Origin of the sequence: Paraoerskovia marina DSM 21750, assembly GCF_000701465.1 — a bacterium.
In the GTDB taxonomy this organism is placed as follows: domain Bacteria; phylum Actinomycetota; class Actinomycetes; order Actinomycetales; family Cellulomonadaceae; genus Paraoerskovia; species Paraoerskovia marina.
This window is the reverse complement of record NZ_JNIY01000003.1, coordinates 225382-244391: the sequence shown is the minus strand read 5'-3', so window position 1 is coordinate 244391 and position 19010 is coordinate 225382. Positions and strand designations below refer to the sequence as shown.

Here is a 19010-nt window from a genome sequence, read left to right as displayed (position 1 = left end):
GTCTCGACAGGCTCGACGGACGGGCCTGTCGAGACCGAGGTCAGCGCGCCGGCTCGAGCTCCCGGTCCTCGGACGTCCCGGCGATGCCGTCCGCACCGTCCGACTCGCCCTCGACCTCGGGCTCGTCGTCGGCGAACAGGTCCTCGGTGTTGACCGAGTCGTACTGCTCGAGGTCGAGGATGCCCTCGCGCTTCGCGACGACGGTCGGCACGAGCGCCTGGCCCGCGACGTTGACCGCGGTGCGGCCCATGTCGAGGATCGGGTCGATCGCGATCAGGAGGCCGACGCCCGCGAGGGGCAGGCCCAGGGTGGAGAGCGTCAGCGTGAGCATCACGAGCGCGCCGGTGAGCCCCGCGGTCGCGGCGGACCCGACGACGGAGACGAACGCGATGAGGATGTAGTCCGTGATCGAGAGGTCGATCCCGAAGATCTGCGCGACGAAGATCGCCGAGATCGCCGGGTAGATCGAGGCGCAACCGTCCATCTTGGTGGTCGCGGCGAGCGGCACGGCGAACGACGCGTACTCACGCGGCACACCGAGGTTCCGCTCGACGACGCGCTCGGTGACGGGCAGCGTCCCGATCGAGGAGCGTGAGACGAACGCGAGCTGGATCGCGGGCCACGCACCCTTGAAGTACGACGAGATCTTCAGACCGTTGGACCGCAGCACGATCGGGTAGACGACGAACAGGACGATCGCCAGGCCGACGTAGATCGCGACGGCGAACGTGGCGAGCGGCTGCAGCAGGTCCCAGCCGTAGGTCGCGATGGCACGGCCGATCAGGCCGAGGGTGCCGAGCGGTGCGAGGCGGATGACCCACCACAGCACCTTCTGGATCACGGCGAGCGCCGAGCGGTTGAACTCGACGAACGGCTCGGCCGCCTTGCCGGACTTCAGTGCGGCGATCCCGACGACGAGCGCGATCACGACGATCTGGAGGACGTTGAAGGAGATCGACGTCTCGGCACCGGTGACGACGCCGTCGGCGCCGGTCTCGAGCGAGGTCCCGGCGTCGAGTCCGAGGTAGTTGCCCGGGATCAGGCCGTTGAGGAAGTCGAGCCACGACCCCTGGCTGCTGGGCTCGGCGGCCGCGTCGGTGGACAGCGAGGAGTCGTTGCCCGGCTGGAACAGCAGGCCCAGGCCGATGCCGACGGCGACGGAGATCAGCGCGGTGATCGCGAACCAGAGCAGCGTCTGGCCGGCCAGGCGTGCGGCGTTGGTGACCTTCCGCAGGTTGGCGATCGAGGCGACGATCGCGGTGAAGACCAGCGGCGGGACGATCGCCTTCAGCAGCGTGATGAACGAGCCGCCGATGGTGGAGAGCGTCACGGTCAGCCAGTTCTCCTCGCCGTCCGCGGCGGGGCCCATGGAGAGCGCGAGCCACCCGAGGAGCACGCCGAAGACCAGCCCGAGCACGATCTGGGTGGAGAACGAGGGGAGCCTCAGCCGGCGTCGAGGCTTCTCGACGGCGGACTCGGCCGGTGGTGCGGTGGTGGATGAAGACACAGAGGTACCTCTCGACGGACACGCAGCGGACGGCGGCCGCAGGGGTGAGCGGCAGCCACGGGTGCGTGGGGATACGGGGGGAAGTGCCGTGGTGGACGGCGGCCGGTCGCGGTCTCGGAGGGCCGCGACGGCGGGCGCTGGCTCGGGAGGCCCCGGAGCGTCAGGCGCGAGGGGTCAGCAACAGAGCGCGCTGGCGACCCGGCGAAGGTCGACGGCGCGTCGTTCGATCAAGTTCCACGTGGTCACGTGGTGTGCTCCCTCAGTCTGTCGACGACCGGAGTGGCCCGGTCGACGGACACAACATCTACACGCTGCCGATCTATTCCACCAACTCACGAACCGGTGCTGAGACTTTGTGACAACGTGGTCAGTCGGCCGCTCCACCCGGTGTCGGTTCGCCGCGTGGTGCAGTCTGGTGCCATGAAGAACCCGCCGCACGACGCCGAATTCTGGGACGAGCGCTATCGTTCCGCGCCCGCCGTCTGGAGCGGGCGTCCCAACCCGCGCCTCGTCGAGCACGCGGGCGACCTGGCCCCGGGCCGCGCCCTCGACGTCGGCTGTGGGGAGGGCGCGGACGTGCTCTGGCTCGCCGAGCGAGGCTGGCAGGTCACCGGCGTCGACCTCTCGCAGGTCGCGCTGGACCGGGCCGCGGGGCACGTCGCCCAGGCGGGTCCCGACGTCGCGGCTCGTGCGACGTGGGAGCGGGTGGACCTGCTGGAGTGGTCGCCGTCCGAGACCTACGACCTCGTCAACGTCCAGTTCATGCACCTGCCGACTCCGACGCTCCGGTCCGTGCACCGTCGACTCGCTGCGGCCGTGCGACCGGGCGGGACGTTGCTGATCGTGGGCCACCACCCCTCCGACCGCGAGGTCGGGTTCGAGCGGCCACGGATCGCGGAGATGCTCTTCATGCCCGCGGCGGTCGCGGAGTCCCTGGGCACCGGGTGGGAGATCATGACGGCGGCCGCCGCGCCGCGAGAGGCGACCAACCCCGACGGCGAGGTCGTCACCATCCACGACACCGTGGTCCGCGCCGTCCGACGGTAGCGTCACACCCCGCCACCGTCCCCGCACCCCTGCAGACAGGAGTACCGATGTCGCCCCGCTTCGGCCCCCACCGTTTCGGCTCCGGCCGGGTCCGCACGTCACGTGCGATCCCGCCCCGTCCGACGTCGGAGGGCATGGTCACGCTGTACCGGCGCGGCGTCGCGGACGAGCCGAGCGACGACATCCCGGCCGCGGTCACGCGCGCCCGTGCCGACGAGCAGGGCGACCTGATCGCGACGATCACCTACGACCGTCCGACACCCGCCGACGTCGCGCGGGTCGCCTCGCTCCTGGACCTGCCGCCGCTGCTCGCGGAGGACCTGGAGCACGCCCGCCAGCGCCCCAAGGTCGAGCGCCACGGCGACGCGCTGTTCGTGGTGATGAAGGCCGCCGACTACGTCGAGTCCGCGGAGGACGTCGTCCTGACCGAGCTGCACGTCGTCGTGCTCGGGAACGTGGTGCTCGTCGCCCGGCACGGCGGTGTCCACAGCCCCATGAAGCTGGACCGGGAGATCCCTCAGGAGATTCTGGCGCTCGGCCCCGAAGCCACGCTCTACGCGGTGCTCGACCAGATCGTCGACGGGTACTTCCCGGTGCTGCAGGAGATCGAGACCGACGTCGACGAGATCGAGCGGCAGGTGTTCACCGGCGACGACGCCGCTCCCGAGCGCATCTACCGGCTCAGCGGCGAGGTGATCGACCTCAAGCACGCCGTCATCCCGCTGCGCGAGGTCGTCGCCCGACTGCGCCGCGGCGCCCCCGACCACGACGTGCCGCCCGCCCTGGAGGCCTACCTGCAGGACGTCGAGGACCACCTGCGCCGCGCGACGGACCGCGTCGTCGAGATCAGCAGCAGCCTCGACCGCATCATGACGGTCAACGCGACGCTCGTCGGGCAGCGGCAGAACGAGGACATGAAGCGGATCTCGTCCTGGGCCGCCATCCTGTTCACCCCGACGCTCGTCGCCGCGATCTACGGCATGAACTTCGCGTTCATGCCCGAGCTCCAGTGGCGGTGGGGGTACCCGGCATCGGTGGTCCTGATGCTCGGGCTCGGGCTCGGGCTCTACTGGGCGTTCAAGCGCCGCGGCTGGCTCTGACGGCTCTGACCCTCAGAGGGCTCGGACCGCGCGCCCCATCCGCTCGACCGCCTCGGTGAGGACGGCAGGTGACGTCGCGAGGTTGACGCGCACGTGCCCGGCCCCGCCGGTCGCAAAGCTGGGGCCAGGGTTCACGGCCACACGGGCGTGGTCGAGGAAGAACCTCGACGGGTCCGTCCCGGCCTGCCCCGGCAGCGTGCGCGCGTCGAGCCACGCGAAGTACGTCGCCTCCGTGGGTGTGTACCCGAGCTCGGGCAGGTGCTCGCCGAGCAGGTCGCCGAACAGGCGCTTGTTGCGGTCGATGCCGGCGAGCACGGAGTCGAGCCAGTCCACACCGTCGGTCAGCGCCGCGGAGTGCGCGATCACCGCGAGGTGCGAGACGGCGTGGTTGGCGACCTCGGGGATGCGCCGCAGGTCGTCGGCCGCAGCCGGCCCGCCGACGGCGATCGCGGCCTTGAGACCGGCCAGGTTCCAGGCCTTCGACGCCGAGAGCACGGCGACGGCGTCGTCGGAGCCCGGGACGGACAGCAGCGGGGTGTACGTCGGACCGGACGCACCGACAGGCCGGGTGATCGGCGCGTGGATCTCGTCCGCGACGACGCGGACCCCGTGCTCGGCCGCGAGCGCCAGCAGCGCCTCCAGCTCGGCCGGGGTGTGGGCGACCCCCGTGGGGTTGTGCGGGTTGCACAGCAGGTAGACGGCGCGCTGGCCGCTGCCGGGGCCGGTGCCGAACGCCGCACGGCCCGTCGCCTCCGCGAACGCCGCGTCGAGTGCGGCGAGGTCGAGGCGGTTGTCCGCACCGAGCGGCGCCTCGACGATCCGTCGCCCTTCGGCGCGCGGGAACGTGTAGAACGGCGGGTAGACGGGCGGGCTGACGACGACGGCGTCCCCCGGCCCCGTGAGGACCTTGATCACCTCGGTCAGCCCGACCATGACGTCGGCCAGGGTGCGCGTGCGCGCGACGTCGAGGTCCCACCCCCAGCGGTCGTGCGCGAACGCGGCGAACGCCTCGGCGTAGACGGGACCGAAGTCGTACCCCGTGTCGCCGGTCTGCAGGGCACGGCCCACGGCGTCCGACACCGCCGGCGCGATGCTGACGTCCATCTCCGCCACCCAGAGCGGCAGGACGTCGGGCGCGTACGCCCTCCACTTCACGGAGGTCCGACGGCGCAGCTCGTCGAGGGTGTACGTGTCCAGCGGGGTGGTGGGGTCGTCGGCAGTCACACGGGGAACGCTACCCGGCGAGGTGGTCCGGGTCTCGACAGGCTCGACCCACGGCGGCAGACCACGGCGGTTGAGCCCGTCGAAACCCGGCGAGGTGGTCCGGGTCTCGACAGGCTCGACCCACGGCGGCAGACCACGGTGGTTGAGCCCGTCGAAACCCGGCGAGCCGCCGAACGACGACAGGTCTACGATCGTGCGTCGTGGCCCTGACTCGGGTAGGACGCCGGTTCCGCCGGTTGCACCCTGCACAGATGATCGTGCTCGGATTCTTCAGCGCGCTCGTGCTCGGCACGCTCGCCCTGATGCTGCCCGTCGCGACGGCGGGCGACGAGCCCGCCGACTTCATGGTCTCCCTGTTCACCGCGGCCTCCGCGGTCTGCGTGACGGGCCTGACCGTCGTCGACACCCCGACGCACTGGAGCGGGTTCGGGCAGCTGGTGATCCTGCTGCTGATCCAGGTCGGCGGGCTCGGGATCATGACGTTCGCGACCACGCTGGGGCTGCTCGTGACGCGGCGGATGCGGATGCGCTCGCGCCTCTCGGCGGCCGCCGAGACCAAGACCGGCTCGATCGGCGGGGTGCGGGGGCTCCTGATCGGCGTGGTGCGGACGGCCCTGCTGATCGAGCTCGCGGTGGCGTTCGTGCTCTGGCTGCGGTGGTGGATCGGGTACGGCGAGCACCCGCTGCAGGCTGCGTGGCTGGCTGTCTTCCACTCGGTCTCGGCGTTCAACAACGCCGGGTTCGCGCTGTGGTCGGACAGTCTGAGCCGGTACGTCGCGGATCCGTGGATCTGCCTGCCGATCATCGGCGCCGTGGTGCTCGGCGGGCTCGGGTTCCCCGTCCTGCACCAGCTGCGGCGGTACCACGGTCGCGTGCTGCACTGGTCGATGAACACCCGGATCGTCCTGCTGATGACGGGCGTGCTGCTCGCGCTCGGCAGCGTGCTGTTCCTCGCGACGGAGTGGGCGAACCCGGCGACGCTGGGTCGCCTCGACGTCGGTGGCAAGGTGCTGGCGGCGTTCACGCACTCGGCGATGACGCGTACCGCGGGGTTCAACACGATCGACACGTCGGCGATGACGTCGACGAGCTGGTTCGGCACGGACATCCTCATGTTCATCGGCGCCGGCCCGGCCGGGACGGCCGGAGGCATCAAGGTCACGACGTTCGCGGTGCTGTTCTTCATCATCCTGACCGAGGTGCGTGGCGAGGCGGCGGTCAACGTCCTCGGCAAGCGCCTGCCCCGCACCACCCACCGCCAGGCGATCAGCGTCGCGCTCCTGGCGATGGCTGCCGTCGTGGGGTCGACGATGATCCTGCTGGCGATGGAGGACTTCGGGCTCGACCGCACGCTGTTCGAGGTCATCTCCGCGTTTGCGACCGTCGGGCTGTCGACGGGCATCACGCCCGACCTCCCGACGGCGGCCCAGCTCATCCTGGTCGCCCTGATGTTCATGGGACGGCTCGGGCCCATCACGCTCGCCACCGCCCTGGTGCTGCGCCGCCGGCGCCGCATGTACGAGCTCCCCAAGGAAAGGCCGATCATTGGCTAGGTCATCGAAGTCGTCATGGCTCCCGCAGCGCGTGCCGCAGAGCCTCGCGGACGCCGACTCGGTCGTCGTCATCGGGCTCGGCCGGTTCGGCCGCTCCCTCGCGCTCGAGCTGATGAAGTCCGGCATCGAGGTGCTGGGGATCGACGCCCGCGAGGAGGTGGTCCAGGCGCTCGACGGGCACCTGACGCACGTCGTGCGCGCCGACTCGACCAAGGACGAGGCGCTGCGTCAGCTCGGCGTGCCCGAGTACGACCGCGCGGTGGTCGGCATCGGCTCCCACCTGGAGTCGTCGATCCTGACCACGTCGCTCCTGCTGCGCTACGGCGGGATCGAGGTGTGGGCCAAGGCGATCAGCGACGAGCACGGCCAGATCCTCGACCAGCTGGGCGTGCCGCACGTGGTCTACCCGGAGCACGACATGGGCAAGCGGGTCGCACACCTGGTGCGCGGATCGGTGCAGGACTACGTCGAGTTCGAGGACGGGTTCGCGATGGTCAAGACGACGCCGCCCGCACGGTACGTCGGGACGCCGATCGCGCAGACCGACATCCGTTCCCGACACCGCGTGACCGTGGTCGCGCGGCGCCCGCAGGGAAGGTCGTGGAGCTACGCCAGCAACGACACGTGCCTCGAGGCCGACGACACGATCATCGTCGCCGGACAGGTCAAGGACGCAGAGGCGTTCAGCCGGATGCGGTGACGGCACCGGGCCCATCCGCGGGCCGGCCTGCACCAAACCTACGCAACCGTAGGTTACGGTAGCGTAGTGACCACTTCACCGGACCGCCCCTGGCTCGCGCACTACCCCGCCGGAGTCCCCGCCGAGGTCGAGGTGCCGGACGAGGACGTCCACGCGGGCCTGCGCGACGCCGCGGCTCGCTGGCCCGAGCACGTCGCCCTCGACTTCTTCGGGAGGGCGACGACCTACGCCGAGCTCGACGCCGCCGTCGACCGCGCCGCGAGCGCCCTCCTGGAGCTCGGTGTGCGGCCCGGGGACCGTGTCTCCCTCGTCCTGCCGAACTGCACGGCGCACGTCGTCGCGTTCTACGCCACGCTCCGCGTCGGAGCGGTCGCGGTCGAGCACAACCCGACGCACACGGCCGAGCAGCTCGGCGACCAGATGGTCACGACCGGCTCCACCGTGGCGCTCGTGTGGACCGTCGCGCTCGACGCGGTCCTGGGGGTCCGGCATCGGACGGACGTCGCGCACGTCGTGGCCGTCGACATGGCGCGGGACCTTCCGCTCGCCAAGCGCCTCGCGCTACGCCTGCCCGTCGCCCGTGCGCGCAGGCTCCGTGCCGCGATGCAGGCCACCGTGCCGGCCGGGACGCCGCGGTGGGAGACGCTGACCCGCGCGGCCGCCCCGCTCCCGGCCGACCACCCCCGGCCCGCGGCGTCGGACACCGCCCTCCTGCTCTTCACGGGTGGCACCACCGGCACGCCGAAGGCCGCCGAGCTGACGCACCGCAACCTGGTCGCCAACTCGACACAGGGCATCGCCTGGGCGGGCTTCGCCCCGGGTGCCGAGGTCGTCTACGGCGCACTCCCGTTCTTCCACGCGTTCGGCCTGACCCTGTGCCTGACCCTCGCGGCCCGGATCGGCGCGACGCTCGTCATCTTCCCGACCTTCGACGTCGACGCGGTCGTCGACGCGCAGCGACGCCGTCCCGCGACGTTCGTCCCTGGCGTCGCGACGATGTTCGACCGCCTCGCGACGGCCGCCGAGCAGCAGCCGCCCCGCGCCGACGGAACGCCGTTCTTCTCCACCGCCCGCATCTCGATCGGTGGCGCGATGCCGATCTCCCCCACGACGGCGGCCCGCTGGGAGTCGGCCACCGGCGGGCTGCTGATCGAGGGGTACGGGATGACGGAGACCTCCCCGATCAGCATCGGCAACCCCTGCTCCGCCGAGCGCCGGCCCGGCACGCTCGGGCTGCCCTTCCCGTCGACCGAGATCCGGATCGTCCCGCAGGGTGCCGCCGGCACGGACGACGAGGCTGCACCGGACGACGCCGGCGTCCGACGCGGCGAGCTGCTCGTCCGCGGGCCCCAGGTCTTCGCGGGCTACTGGGAGAACCCGGAGGAGACCGCGCAGGTGCTGACCTCCGACGGCTGGATCCGCACGGGCGACGTGGTGACCATGAGTCCCGAGGGGGTCGTGACGCTCGTCGACCGGGTCAAGGAGATGATCGTGACCAACGGCTTCAAGGTCTTCCCGTCCCAGGTCGAGGACGTGCTCCGTGCGTTCCCCGGCGTGCGGGAGGCCGCCGTCGTCGGCCTGCCCGATCAGCGGTCCGGCGAGCACGTCGCCGCAGCGCTCGTCGTCGACGGCGGCACGCTGCCCACGCTCGAGGCCGTCCGGGCGCACTGCGAGGCGGTGCTCGCCCGCTACGCCCTGCCGCGGGAGATCGTGATCGTGCCCGAGCTGCCTCGCTCGCAGATCGGCAAGGTGCTGCGCCGCGTGCTGCGGGACGACCTGATGGCCCGCGCGAACTAGGCCGCGCTGGTCGGGCCTGCCGGACGGACGCGCTCGACCCAGTCCTCGGGGACCAGGCTCGGCACGGGCAGATCTGCCGACCCGTCCCACACCCGGCACTCGTCGATCGTGTCGGAGAGCAGGTCGTGCATCACCTGGTCGGCGTCGAACGTCGCCGACTCGGCGATCGCCTGGACGGAGACCGCCACGATGCTGGGGGCGGCGTCACGCAAGAACCGTGCCCTGCGGATCCGTGCGTCGCCGGCGAACTCCCGGGCCCACGCCGCCGTGCGGGGTGCGGCGTCGAGCGCCTCGACGGACCGCGGGGTGAGCGTCCCGGCCGGGCGCCCTTCCAGGTCGTCGAGCATCCGCTCTGCGCCGACGATGGCCACGGCCAAGGTCTGCTGACGGTCGTCGGCGGCGATGGGCATCGCCGTCGTCGCCGCGCGGAGCGCGATCCGGACGGTCCACGACGGGTCGGTGCTGTTGAGACCGATCACCGACGGGACCAGGACGGCGAGTCGGGGCCGGGCGGCGTTGGTCGTGAGGTCGTTGATCGCGCGGGCCATCAGCGCGAGCGTCGGGTGCGTGCAGGCGGGGTGGTCGGACCACTTCTCCCCCGCCAGGTAGGACGCGAGCTCCATGAAGCACGCGCCCCGGCGCGGGTTTCGATGGCGCCCACGGCCGAGCAGTGGGAGCGAGTCGTAGGTTCCAGCAGTGTTCACAGGGAACACCCCCTCGATGGGCAGTCAGGTCCCTCTCAGTGTGCGACTGTGACCCACGCCACGCAACGGGGGGTGAAATTACAACGCGCCATATCCCGATCGGCGGGAATACCGGCATTCGTGCCGGATCGTGGCGATACTGGGTCGATGGGCACGACGGAATCGGTGCGCGAGCTCGTCGAGGCAGGACTCGGCGACGCCACACCCGACCCGTCGTTCGACCGGCTCGCGTCGCTCGTCCGCCGCGAGCTCGACGTCACGGGTGCCGCGGTCAGCATCCTCCTGCCGGACCACCAGGTGCTGCCCGGTGCCGACGGGCTGCCCGAGCCCGCCCAGACCGCTCGCAGGATCCCGCTGGACAGGTCCATGTGCCACGTCGTCGTCGAGACGGACACCCCGTACGTCGTCGCGGACCTCAGGACGGCCGTGCCCGCGGACGACGCCGAGGTGCTCGCCGGGTACGGCATCGTCGCCTTCGCGGGGTTCCCGGTCCGCGACATGCGCGACCGCGCGGTCGGCGCGCTCTGCGCGTACTCGTCGGTCCCCCGAGAATGGTCCGAGACGGATCTCGCCGTCCTGGCCGACGTCGCGGCGGCCTGCTCCGCGGAGGTTCGGCTTCGCGCCGAGCGGGAGCGCGCCCGTCGGATCCAGCACGTCGCGGTCCGCGCCAACCGGCACAGCCGGGCTCTGCTGATGCTGAGCGAGGCATTCTCGGACGCCCAGTCCGTCGCCGACGTCGAGGAGACCCTGGCGCGGGTCGCGAGCGCCGGACTCGGTGCCCGGTGGACCCGCCTCGCGCTGGCGGACCACGACGGGCGCAGTCTCACGCGGGTCTCCAACCGGTTCGTGCCGCCCGACGAGGCCGGCGCCGGCACCGTCACACCGCTCGACAGCGACACCCCCTGCGCCGCGGTCTGCCGCACCCGCATCCGCAGGTTCTTCGCGAGCCCGGCCGAGGTGATGGCCGAGTTCCCCGACGAGGCCGTCGACCTGGCGACGGGGGCTCGGGTGCTGATCCCGCTCGTCACCCGGCGCCGCCTCGCGGGGGTGATCACGCTCGTGTGGGACGGGCCGCACGCGCCGGACCACCACGAGGAGGAGATCACCGAGGCGCTCGGTCGGTACACCTCCCAGGCGCTCGAACGCGTGCGGATCGTCGAGGACCGGCGGGAGGTCGCCAAGACCCTCCAGAGCGCGATGCTCACGGACCTGCCGGCGGTGCGCGGGCTCGAGCTGGCGTCGACGTACGCCCCGGCCAAGCAGTTCGACCAGGTCGGGGGCGACTGGTACGACGCCGTCGTGCTCGACGAGAACACCGTCGTGCTGATGATCGGCGACGTCACCGGCCACGACATGCACGCCGCCGCACTGATGGGCCAGCTGCGCTCGATGCTCCGGACGTTCGCGTGGAGCCAGGACGAGTCGCCCGCGATCCTTCTCGGTCTCCTGGACCGGGCGAACGCCGGCCTGGGCCTCGGCGCGACGGGCACCGCGATCGTCGCCCGGCTCGAGCGGCGCCCGGGGCAGGAGGGGTACGAGCTCACGTGGTCGAGCGCCGGCCACCTCCCGCCGCTCGTGCGCCGCGGGGAGGATGCCGCGGAGCTCCTGTCCGGGCAGTCGGACATGATGCTGGGCATCCGGCCGGAGTCACGGCGGGTCGACCACACGGCGCACCTCGACCCGGGCGACACCCTCCTGCTCTACACCGACGGACTCGTCGAGCAGCGGACCGCGACCACCGGCATGGACTTCGGTTCGGTGCTCGACGCGCTCCACGCCTACGGCGACGGGCCGACCGGCGGGCTGCCGTCGTCGCTCGTGCGCCAGGTCCTGTCCCACCAGCAGGACGACGTCGCGGTCCTCGCCGTGCGCGTGCGGCACGGCATCGCCTCGCCCTCGGCGACGGACGCACGCCCCCTCCGCGCCGAGCGGGACCTGCCCGACCGTCTCGACTCCGCCGGGCGTGCGCGCCGATGGGTGGACGACCTGCTCGACAGCTGCGAGGTCCCGCACAGCCGACGCCGCGACGTCATGCTCCTGACCAGCGAGGTCGTGACCAACGCCCTGCAGCACGGGTCGCCCCCCGTGCACCTGCGCATCCGGATCGACGACCACATGATCCGCCTCGAGGTCGAGGACAGCTCGACCGACAACCCCGTGATCCGCGAACCCGGGCTGTACGACGCCGGGGGGCGCGGCATGCAGCTCGTCGACCGGTTCGCGACGTCGTGGGGCGTGGACCTCCACGAGAACGGCAAGCAGGTGTGGTTCGAGATCCCCCGCGAGGCCGAGCGCCGCGGGCGGCTGTCCAGCAACGCGCAGGTCGGTACGCGGCGATAGCGTGACGTCATGACGACCACCCCCGCACCCGGCAGTCCTGGCGACGGCCCCGTCGTCGTGGGCGTGCATCCCGGTCTGAGCGAGGACGTCGCCCGCCGGGCCGGGCAGCTCGCCGCACGGCTGGGCGTCGACCTGGTGGCCGTCTGGGTGGACCCGGCGCAGGCGCTGGTCCACGAGGGCGGCAGGACCGAGGTCGTGCCGATCGACCCCGACGGTGCCGCCGACGCGGCGAGCGCCGTCGCGTCCCTCCGACTCGAGCTGTCCGACGAGCTCACCCCTCTCGCCGTGCCGTGGACGCTGGAGACGACGGCCGGGGACATCGCGGACCGTCTTGCGGCCGTCGCGGAGCGGCTCGATGCCACGCTGATCGTCGTCGGCACGCACCGGGCCGGCCTCGGCCGATGGGCCGAGACCGTCGTCGGGCACGCCCTGGGCGGGCGGCTGTCGCACTCGCAGCACCGCCCCGTCGTCGTGCTCCCGAACCTCCACCACGACAAGCGCGCCGAGAGCCCGTGAGCACGGCGTCCTCCCCCCGCCCCCCGTACGCCACCGGCTCGTTGATCGCGCTCGTCGCGCTCGGCGGTGCCGTCGGGACCGCCGGACGGTACGGCCTGGCGCTCGCCCTCCCCGTCGTGGGTGGCTGGCCGGTCGCGACCCTGACGGCGAACCTCCTCGGCGCGTTCCTGCTCGGACTGCTGACCGAGGCTCTCGTGCGCCGCGGTCCGGAGACGACCGGTCTGCTGCGGCTGCGGCTCGGGCTCGGCACGGGCGTGCTCGGTGGGTTCACCACGTTCTCGAGCCTCGCGTTCGAGATCGAGCGCCTCGTCTCCGGCGGCACGGCCGGAGTCGCCACGGCGTACGCCGCGGTCACGCTCCTCGGCGGGTTCCTCGCCTGCTTCGCCGGGATCTGGTGGGCGGCACGACGGCAGGCCGCGGCATGAGCTTCGTCCTCGTCTGCCTCGCGGGCGGCCTCGGGGCGGCGGCCCGGTTCGTCACCGACGGCGCGATCCGCGCCCGGCGACGCACCGCCTTCCCCTGGGCGACGTTCGCCGTCAACGTCGCCGGCTCCTTCCTGATCGGGATCTTCATGGGGATCGTGCTCTTCCACGACGGCGCCGACGCCTGGCACCTGTACGCCGCCACCGGGTTCTGCGGAGGATTCACCACCTTCTCGACGGCGATGGTCGAGACGGTGCGACTCGTCCAGTCCGACCGCGCCCCGCTGGCCGTCGCCAACGCCGCCGGGACGCTCGTCGCCGCGGTGGCGGCCTCCGCCGTCGGGCTCGCGATCGTCGGAGCACTCTGATGCCCTCCTACCGCGTGGTGCTCGCCGTCGGCGTCCTGGAGCGCGGCGTCGACCCGGCGCGCGTGCTCCCCACGGCGGCCGACGCCGTCGCCGAGCTCGCGACCGTCGAGGCGAACGAGATCGGCGTGGTCCGCGGCCAGGCACGCATCACGGTCCGCTTCATGGCCGACACCGACGTCGACGCCGCCCGGGTCGGCCAGCACGTCTACCACCGCATCGACGGCCTGGCCGAGACCTCCCCGCCGCGCATCACACGCCGCTGGGGAAATCGGTGGCATCCGCTCCGCTGACCGCGTCGGCCTCAGCCGGAGTCCCTACCCCCGTCAACCCGTGTTGACGACGCCCAACGCTTGTGGGCGGCCTGCCGGCTCAGGCCGAACGCACGTCCGACGACCTCCCAGGAATGCCCCGCGGCCCGCGCCGTCGCGACCGCCTGGGCGACGACGGACTCCGAGAGCGCAGCGGCTCGCACCGCGTCGTCGAGCGCCGAGAGAGAGGCGTCCCGCGTCGAGACCTCGCTGCTCCAACGGCGACGGACGGCGCGGCGCTCGGCGTCGACGCGCGCCCGTTCGTGCGGCAGGAGACCGCCCCAGACCCCGTGCACCTCACTCATCCCGACCGTCCGGCACTCCTCGATGACCGGACAGACGACGCAGATCGCCAGCGCCTGAACACGGCTCGCCTGCGCGTCGCGGAAGAACAGCCCGACGTCGACTCCGGCGCATGCCGCCCGGCCCCACCATTCGCGCGCGCCGAGCGCGGATCCAGCCTCTATCGCCCCCATGCCGCCAGTATCGACCCGGGTGCGGGTCCGTGACCTGCTGTTTTGCTCCAAGGTTCCGTGCGGATGGGCTGCGACTCGGCACAAACGCTCCCGGTGGACCCTCGGAGGACCCATGCTCGTCGCAGAACAGGTGCACCGTGCCTATGGCGCGCGATCGGTGCTGAACGACGTCTCGATCACGATCAACACCGGAGTGACAGCGCTCCTCGGCGTGAACGGCGCCGGCAAGACAACTCTTCTGTCGATTCTTGCCGGCGCCCTGCGCCCCGACAGCGGGTCCGTCCGGATTGACGACGAGGAGGTCTTCGGGAGTTCCGCGAGCAGGCGTCGGGCGCTGGGGAAGGTGGCGCTCATGCCGCAGAGCGCCACCTTCCCTCCACACATGACTGCGCTCGAGGTCGTGGAGTACCTGACATGGATGCGCGGTGCGAGCGCGCGCCACGCCCGGATCGTCGCGAAGGACGCCCTGCGACGGGTGCTGCTCGACGATCGTGCGTCGTCCAAGATCAAGACACTCTCGGGCGGAATGGTCCGACGGGTGTGTCTCGCACAGGCGATCGCCTCGGGGGCCGAGCATCTCTGCCTCGACGAACCCAGCACAGGGCTGGATCCTCAACAACGACGCGCGATGGTGGGCCTTCTCGCGGAGCTGGAAGGAACGGTGCTGCTCAGCAGCCACGTCATGGAGGACGTCGCCGACCTTGCTCAGAACGTCCTCGTGCTCGACGCCGGTGCGATCGCCTTCGCCGGCGGACTTGCCGACCTGGCGGATCTCGCACCCGACGGCGTCGACGAGCGCCGGGCCGAGGCGGGCTTCCTGTCGGTCCTGACATCCTCCGTCGACACGACTCCCCGACAGTGACCGCGATCCGCGCCTGGGCGCTGAGGTCTTCGGCGGGATGGCTGTTCGGCGGCCTCTGCGTCATCGTCGCCGCGGTGATCGTCTCCCGGAGCGGTTGGCAGTGGCAGGGCCAGTGGGCCGTCAGCTGGGGAGCCGGGACGTCGATCGTCCTCTCGCCGCTCCTGGCGGGCGTGGTCGCGTTCGACGTCCATCGCTTCCTGACGCCTGGTCTTCGGCTCCTCACCGCCAGCGCGCAACGCGGTGCCCGAAGTGTCGTCGCGCTCGTCGTCGTCCTGACCGTGGCCGCGGCGGTCCCGTGGTTCGCGGGAATGTCGACGACCTCCGTTCGCGCGGCAGCGACGGGTGCTCCACCGCTCATGACCACATGGCTCGTCTACGTGGCACTGGGTGTCGCGGTCCTCGGGGCGGCGGCATCCGTCGGTCTTCTTGTCGGCACCCTCGTTCCTCATCTGCTGGCGGGGCCCGCTGCTGCGGCACTCGTGTACGTCGGGCCGATTCTCGTGCTCCCGCTCGGGCTCCAGGGGATCCTGAGCGTCGGGGGCGCGACCGGCCCGACTTACGGCATGGTCCCCAACCCGACCGTCGTCGCTGCCACTCTCGCCGTCAACCTCTCGCTCATGGCGCTCTGCAGCGTTGCGGCGCTGGGTCGGCTCGGACTTCGACCGAGCTTCGGCAAGGCGCTGCCGATCGCGCTGGTCATCGTCCTGGCCGTGTCGCTCGTGGCGCTCGTCAGTTCCGACCCGCGCACACGATCCCTGACGGGGACGACTGACGTCGTGTGCACCGGCACGTCCCCCGAGACCTGCGGGCCGACGGATGCCTCGGCCGTCCTGGAGGTCGCGTCGCGAGACCTCGAGGACGCGAGCTCGAGGCTGACCGCGGCCGGGTTCACGTTTCCCGACGAATACGCGCTGGACGCTCCGACGATGCCGGCTGACGAGACCCGTGGGCTCCTCTTCGTCGACCCGACGACCCTGCAGGGCGACCACATGAGCGAGTGGGATCGTGGGCTCACTCTCGCGACGCCCGCTGCATGCCCCGAGTTCTACGGCGACGCCGTGCCTGTCGAGCTGCTGGACGCTCAGGCAGCCCTGAGCCTGTGGTTCGTGGCGGCTCTCTCGACGTCGGAAGACATCGCCCCGACAGATCCCGACACCGTGGCCGCGGTCTCGACCCTCGACGCGTTGCGTGCATGCGACTCGAGCGCGCTGCCGGACTGGGACTACGCGACTCGATGATCGCACTACGCCCGGGACGATGGCTGACGACGTCGGCCGTTCTTGCGCTGCTCGCGGTCACCGGATGGCTGAGCCGCACGACGTTCGTCACTGTCCCGCTCCTCCAGGAGCGACTACCCGCTCCGCTGCTGATCGCGATCGCCGTGGCGGCGGTCGCGACGACCCCGCTCCACGAGACGTTCCCCGATCTCGTTCGCACGCTCCCCCGCGCGCGGACGGTGCACGCCCTCGGCGTCGGCGCGGTGCTCGTTCTCGCGTGCGCCAGCATGTATCCGGCGCTGGCCACGTCGACGCGAGGCACGGTGGACCAACAGGTCGCGCTCCCACTGTTCCTGCTCCTCCTCGGTGTGGCTCTCGTCGGTGTCGCGCTCTTCGGGCGAGCCACCCCCTTGATCGTGCTTGCCCTCGGGCTGACGACACTTCCCGTGATGACCGCCCCGGGAAACCCGGTCACTGCGACGCTCGCTGCGCTGCCCGACGTCGTCGCGGCGACCATGATGCTCGGCGCGGCGGCCCTCCTCCTCGCCCGTGGACCACGTCGCGAGCACGCCCGGTAGGTACACCTGGACGCTCACGACGCCCCGATTACCACACTGCTATCAGCACCTCTGGTGAGGTGATCCCCGTGCACCACTGTCCTGGATCTATCGCGCCGTCGGACGGGCGAGGCGAGCCGGTCCGAGCCAATACCCCTCACGCGTGCGGTCGAGCCGCACTCCGGGGGCGTACGACTGGAACGCGTGGACGGTCACCGCGTGCAGGACCAGCACTTCGAGCCTGGGATCGTCGAGCCGCCACCCGCTACCGTGGGCAGATGAGCCGCCTGCTGCTTCTGGACACCGCAAGCCTGTACTTCCGCGCGTTCTACGGCGTGCCCGATTCCCTGCGCTCGCCGCAGGGCGAGCCGGTGAACGCGGTGCGCGGGCTGCTGGACATGATCGCGACGCTCGTCACGGACCACGAGCCGACGCGCCTCGTGGCGTGCTGGGACGACGAGTGGCGGCCGGCGTTCCGGGTCGCCGCCATCGGCTCGTACAAGGAGCACCGCGTGGCCGAGGGCGGCGTCGGCGCGCGGGCGGACGGCGGCGACGTCGAGGAGGTCCCCGACGCCCTGACACCGCAAATCCCGGTGATCGCCGAGGTGCTTGCCGCCCTCGGGATTCCGCGGGTCGGCAGCCCGGGCTTCGAGGCCGACGACATCATCGGCACGCTCGTCGCCCGGGAAGTCGCCGCAGGCTCCGACCGCACGACGGCGGAGCGGACTCCGGTCGACGTCGTCACCGGGGACCGGGACCTGTTCCAGCTGGTCGACGACGACGCAGCCGTCCGCATCCTGTACCCGGCGCGTGGCATCAAGAACCTCGAGGTGGTCGACCAGGCCCGGTTGGCCGAGAAGTACGGCGTGCCGACCGGCCAGGCGTACGCGGAGATGGCGACCCTGCGCGGGGACCCGTCGGACGGTCTGCCCGGCGTGCGCGGCATCGGCGAGAAGACGGCGGCGACGCTGCTCGACCGGTTCGGTGACCTCGACGGGATCCTGCGCGCCCGGGACGACGCCGAGGAGCGGGGCCTGACGGCCACGCAGCGCACCCGTCTCACGGAAGCCGCCGACTATCTCGACGCGGCACCGACCGTCGTCCAGGTCGTCCGGGACGTTCCCGTCGGTGACCTCGACGACACGCTGCCCGCGACACCCGCCGACCCCGCGGCGCTGGAGCGCCTGAGCGACCGCTGGGGGCTCGGCACGAGCGTCCGACGGGTGCTTGCCGCGCTGGAGTCCGCTGACCGATGATCCGCTACCCGCGCCCGCTCGCACCGGGTGACACCGTCGGCGTCACCTCACCGTCGGCGGGCGTGCCGGACGAGCTCTCAGCCCGGCTCGCGGTGGCCGTCACCGCCGTGGAGGACCGAGGCTTCACGGTCCGCGTCGGCGACCTGATGGATGGGTCGGGCCTGACGAGCGGCGCTGCGGACGCGCGCGGCGGGGAGCTCACCGCGCTCATGACGAACGGTGACGTCCGCGCCGTCGTCCCGCCGTGGGGCGGCGCGACGGCCATCGACCTCCTGCCCCGACTCGACTGGGACGCGCTCGCCGCCGACCCGACGTGGCTGGTCGGGTACTCCGACGTCTCGACGATCCTCCTCCCGCTCACGCTGCGCACCGGGGTGGCGTCGCTCTACGGCCAGAACCTCATGGACACCCCCTACCGGGTGCCGAGCCCGCTCCTCTCGTGGCTCGACGTCGCGACCGCCCCGGCCGGCTCGGTGCTGACCCAGGGGTCGGCGCCGTTCCACCGCCGCTCCGGGTTCGACGACTACGCGACCCACCCGGACGTCGCCGAGTACACGCTCGAGACACCGGGCGGCTGGCGGCGGCTGGACGGGTCCGGCGAGGTCGACGTCGAAGGTCGCCTGGTCGGCGGATGCCTGGAGACCGTCTCGCCCCTGACGGGAACACCGTTCGGGGACGTCTCTGCCTTTGCCGAGCAGCATGCGCCGGAGGGGCTCGTCGTCTACCTCGAGTCGTCCCGGTCGGACGCGTCCGACGTCTCCCGGATGCTCCTCGGCCTGCGGTACGCCGGGTGGTTCGACCACGCGAACGCCGTGCTCCTGGGCACGACGCGGGGCGAGGAGCTCCCTGACCTCACGCACGACGACGCAGCACGGCACGCGCTCGGAGACCTCGGCATCCCGCTGATCGGCGGGGTCGACTGCGGCCACGTCCCGCCGCACCTGGCCCTGGTCAACGGTAGTCTCGCCCGCGTCGTGCACTCGTCGGAGCGCTCGACGATCGAGCAGCGCCTGGTCTGACGCGCCTCGTTCCGCGCGCGGTCGTGCGGGGCGGGTG

19 protein-coding genes are annotated in these 19010 nt (G+C 71.9%); 15 read left to right on the top strand and 4 right to left on the bottom strand.

Annotated features, from left to right (window positions below; genetic code table 11):
* Positions 1-40: 40 nt before the first annotated feature.
* Complete coding sequence (locus Q343_RS0101255; RefSeq protein ID WP_052366744.1) at positions 41-1507, bottom strand: dicarboxylate/amino acid:cation symporter; 1467 nt, start codon at positions 1505-1507, stop codon at positions 41-43.
* A 420-nt stretch (positions 1508-1927) separates the two neighbouring features.
* Between Q343_RS0101255 and Q343_RS0101250 the strand changes: the two genes are divergently transcribed.
* Both Q343_RS0101250 and Q343_RS0101245 read left to right on the top strand, forming a co-directional pair.
* Positions 1928-2554 carry an SAM-dependent methyltransferase gene (locus tag Q343_RS0101250; protein ID WP_029251776.1) on the top strand — a complete coding sequence of 209 codons (627 nt, stop codon included), beginning with the start codon at positions 1928-1930 and terminating at the stop codon, positions 2552-2554.
* Between the two features lie 47 nt (positions 2555-2601).
* On the top strand, positions 2602-3654 hold the full coding sequence (locus Q343_RS0101245) for a magnesium and cobalt transport protein CorA (protein WP_052366743.1): 1053 nt from the start codon (positions 2602-2604) through the stop codon (positions 3652-3654).
* 12 nt (positions 3655-3666) lie between these two features.
* On the opposite strand, the gene Q343_RS0101240 is transcribed toward Q343_RS0101245, so the two are convergent.
* The gene (locus tag Q343_RS0101240; RefSeq protein WP_029251774.1) at positions 3667-4878 is read right to left on the bottom strand and encodes a MalY/PatB family protein; all 1212 of its coding nucleotides are present in this window, start codon (positions 4876-4878) and stop codon (positions 3667-3669) included.
* A gap of 251 nt (positions 4879-5129) precedes the next feature.
* Between Q343_RS0101240 and Q343_RS0101235 the strand changes: the two genes are divergently transcribed.
* From Q343_RS0101235 to Q343_RS0101225, 3 genes are all read left to right on the top strand, one after another.
* Complete coding sequence (locus tag Q343_RS0101235) at positions 5130-6431, top strand: TrkH family potassium uptake protein (protein WP_029251773.1); 1302 nt, start codon at positions 5130-5132, stop codon at positions 6429-6431.
* Positions 6432-6462: 31 nt separating this feature from the next.
* Positions 6463-7131 (top strand): potassium channel family protein, encoded by a 669-nt coding sequence (locus Q343_RS0101230; RefSeq protein ID WP_029251772.1) that lies wholly within the window; start codon positions 6463-6465, stop codon positions 7129-7131.
* 66 nt (positions 7132-7197) lie between these two features.
* Positions 7198-8928: an AMP-binding protein gene (locus Q343_RS0101225; protein WP_029251771.1), complete on the top strand. Its 1731-nt coding sequence runs from the start codon at positions 7198-7200 to the stop codon at positions 8926-8928.
* Here the strand turns inward: Q343_RS0101225 and Q343_RS0101220 are convergent.
* A complete protein-coding gene (locus Q343_RS0101220) occupies positions 8925-9632 on the bottom strand; it encodes a hypothetical protein (RefSeq protein WP_231959247.1) in 708 nt (235 codons plus the stop codon). The genes Q343_RS0101225 and Q343_RS0101220 overlap by 4 nt on opposite strands.
* A 147-nt stretch (positions 9633-9779) precedes the next feature.
* Between Q343_RS0101220 and Q343_RS0101215 the strand changes: the two genes are divergently transcribed.
* From Q343_RS0101215 to Q343_RS0101195, 5 genes are read left to right on the top strand one after another with little or no spacing between them, the layout of a single operon-like run.
* A complete protein-coding gene (locus Q343_RS0101215) occupies positions 9780-11972 on the top strand; it encodes a SpoIIE family protein phosphatase (protein ID WP_052366742.1) in 2193 nt (730 codons plus the stop codon).
* Between the two features lie 9 nt (positions 11973-11981).
* Positions 11982-12488, top strand: coding sequence for a universal stress protein (locus Q343_RS0101210; RefSeq protein ID WP_052366741.1), 507 nt, complete (start codon positions 11982-11984; stop codon positions 12486-12488).
* Entirely contained in the window at positions 12485-12913 is a 429-nt protein-coding gene (locus Q343_RS0101205) for a fluoride efflux transporter FluC (RefSeq protein WP_029251767.1), read from the top strand. Before Q343_RS0101210 ends, Q343_RS0101205 begins: the two co-directional genes overlap by 4 nt.
* The gene (crcB, locus tag Q343_RS0101200) at positions 12910-13278 is read left to right on the top strand and encodes a fluoride efflux transporter CrcB (protein ID WP_029251766.1); all 369 of its coding nucleotides are present in this window, start codon (positions 12910-12912) and stop codon (positions 13276-13278) included. Before Q343_RS0101205 ends, crcB begins: the two co-directional genes overlap by 4 nt.
* Positions 13278-13568 carry a hypothetical protein gene (locus tag Q343_RS0101195; protein ID WP_029251765.1) on the top strand — a complete coding sequence of 97 codons (291 nt, stop codon included), beginning with the start codon at positions 13278-13280 and terminating at the stop codon, positions 13566-13568. Before crcB ends, Q343_RS0101195 begins: the two co-directional genes overlap by 1 nt.
* A gap of 11 nt (positions 13569-13579) precedes the next feature.
* Here Q343_RS0101195 and Q343_RS13690 read toward each other — a convergent pair whose 3' ends face one another.
* Positions 13580-14062: a WhiB family transcriptional regulator gene (locus Q343_RS13690; RefSeq protein ID WP_043109105.1), complete on the bottom strand. Its 483-nt coding sequence runs from the start codon at positions 14060-14062 to the stop codon at positions 13580-13582.
* Between the two features lie 112 nt (positions 14063-14174).
* Between Q343_RS13690 and Q343_RS0101180 the strand changes: the two genes are divergently transcribed.
* The 5 genes from Q343_RS0101180 (at position 14175) to Q343_RS0101155 (ending at position 18973) form a co-directional block, all read left to right on the top strand.
* A complete protein-coding gene (locus Q343_RS0101180) occupies positions 14175-14924 on the top strand; it encodes an ABC transporter ATP-binding protein (protein WP_029251763.1) in 750 nt (249 codons plus the stop codon).
* Positions 14921-16162: a hypothetical protein gene (locus Q343_RS0101175; protein ID WP_029251762.1), complete on the top strand. Its 1242-nt coding sequence runs from the start codon at positions 14921-14923 to the stop codon at positions 16160-16162. The genes Q343_RS0101180 and Q343_RS0101175 overlap by 4 nt, the downstream gene beginning before the upstream one ends.
* Positions 16159-16719, top strand: a complete 561-nt coding sequence (locus tag Q343_RS0101170; protein ID WP_029251761.1) for a hypothetical protein — start codon at positions 16159-16161, stop codon at positions 16717-16719. Before Q343_RS0101175 ends, Q343_RS0101170 begins: the two co-directional genes overlap by 4 nt.
* Before the next feature lie 257 nt (positions 16720-16976).
* Positions 16977-17954 (top strand): 5'-3' exonuclease, encoded by a 978-nt coding sequence (locus Q343_RS0101160; protein ID WP_029251760.1) that lies wholly within the window; start codon positions 16977-16979, stop codon positions 17952-17954.
* Entirely contained in the window at positions 17951-18973 is a 1023-nt protein-coding gene (locus Q343_RS0101155; protein ID WP_029251759.1) for a S66 family peptidase, read from the top strand. Before Q343_RS0101160 ends, Q343_RS0101155 begins: the two co-directional genes overlap by 4 nt.
* Positions 18974-19010: the final 37 nt, after the last annotated feature.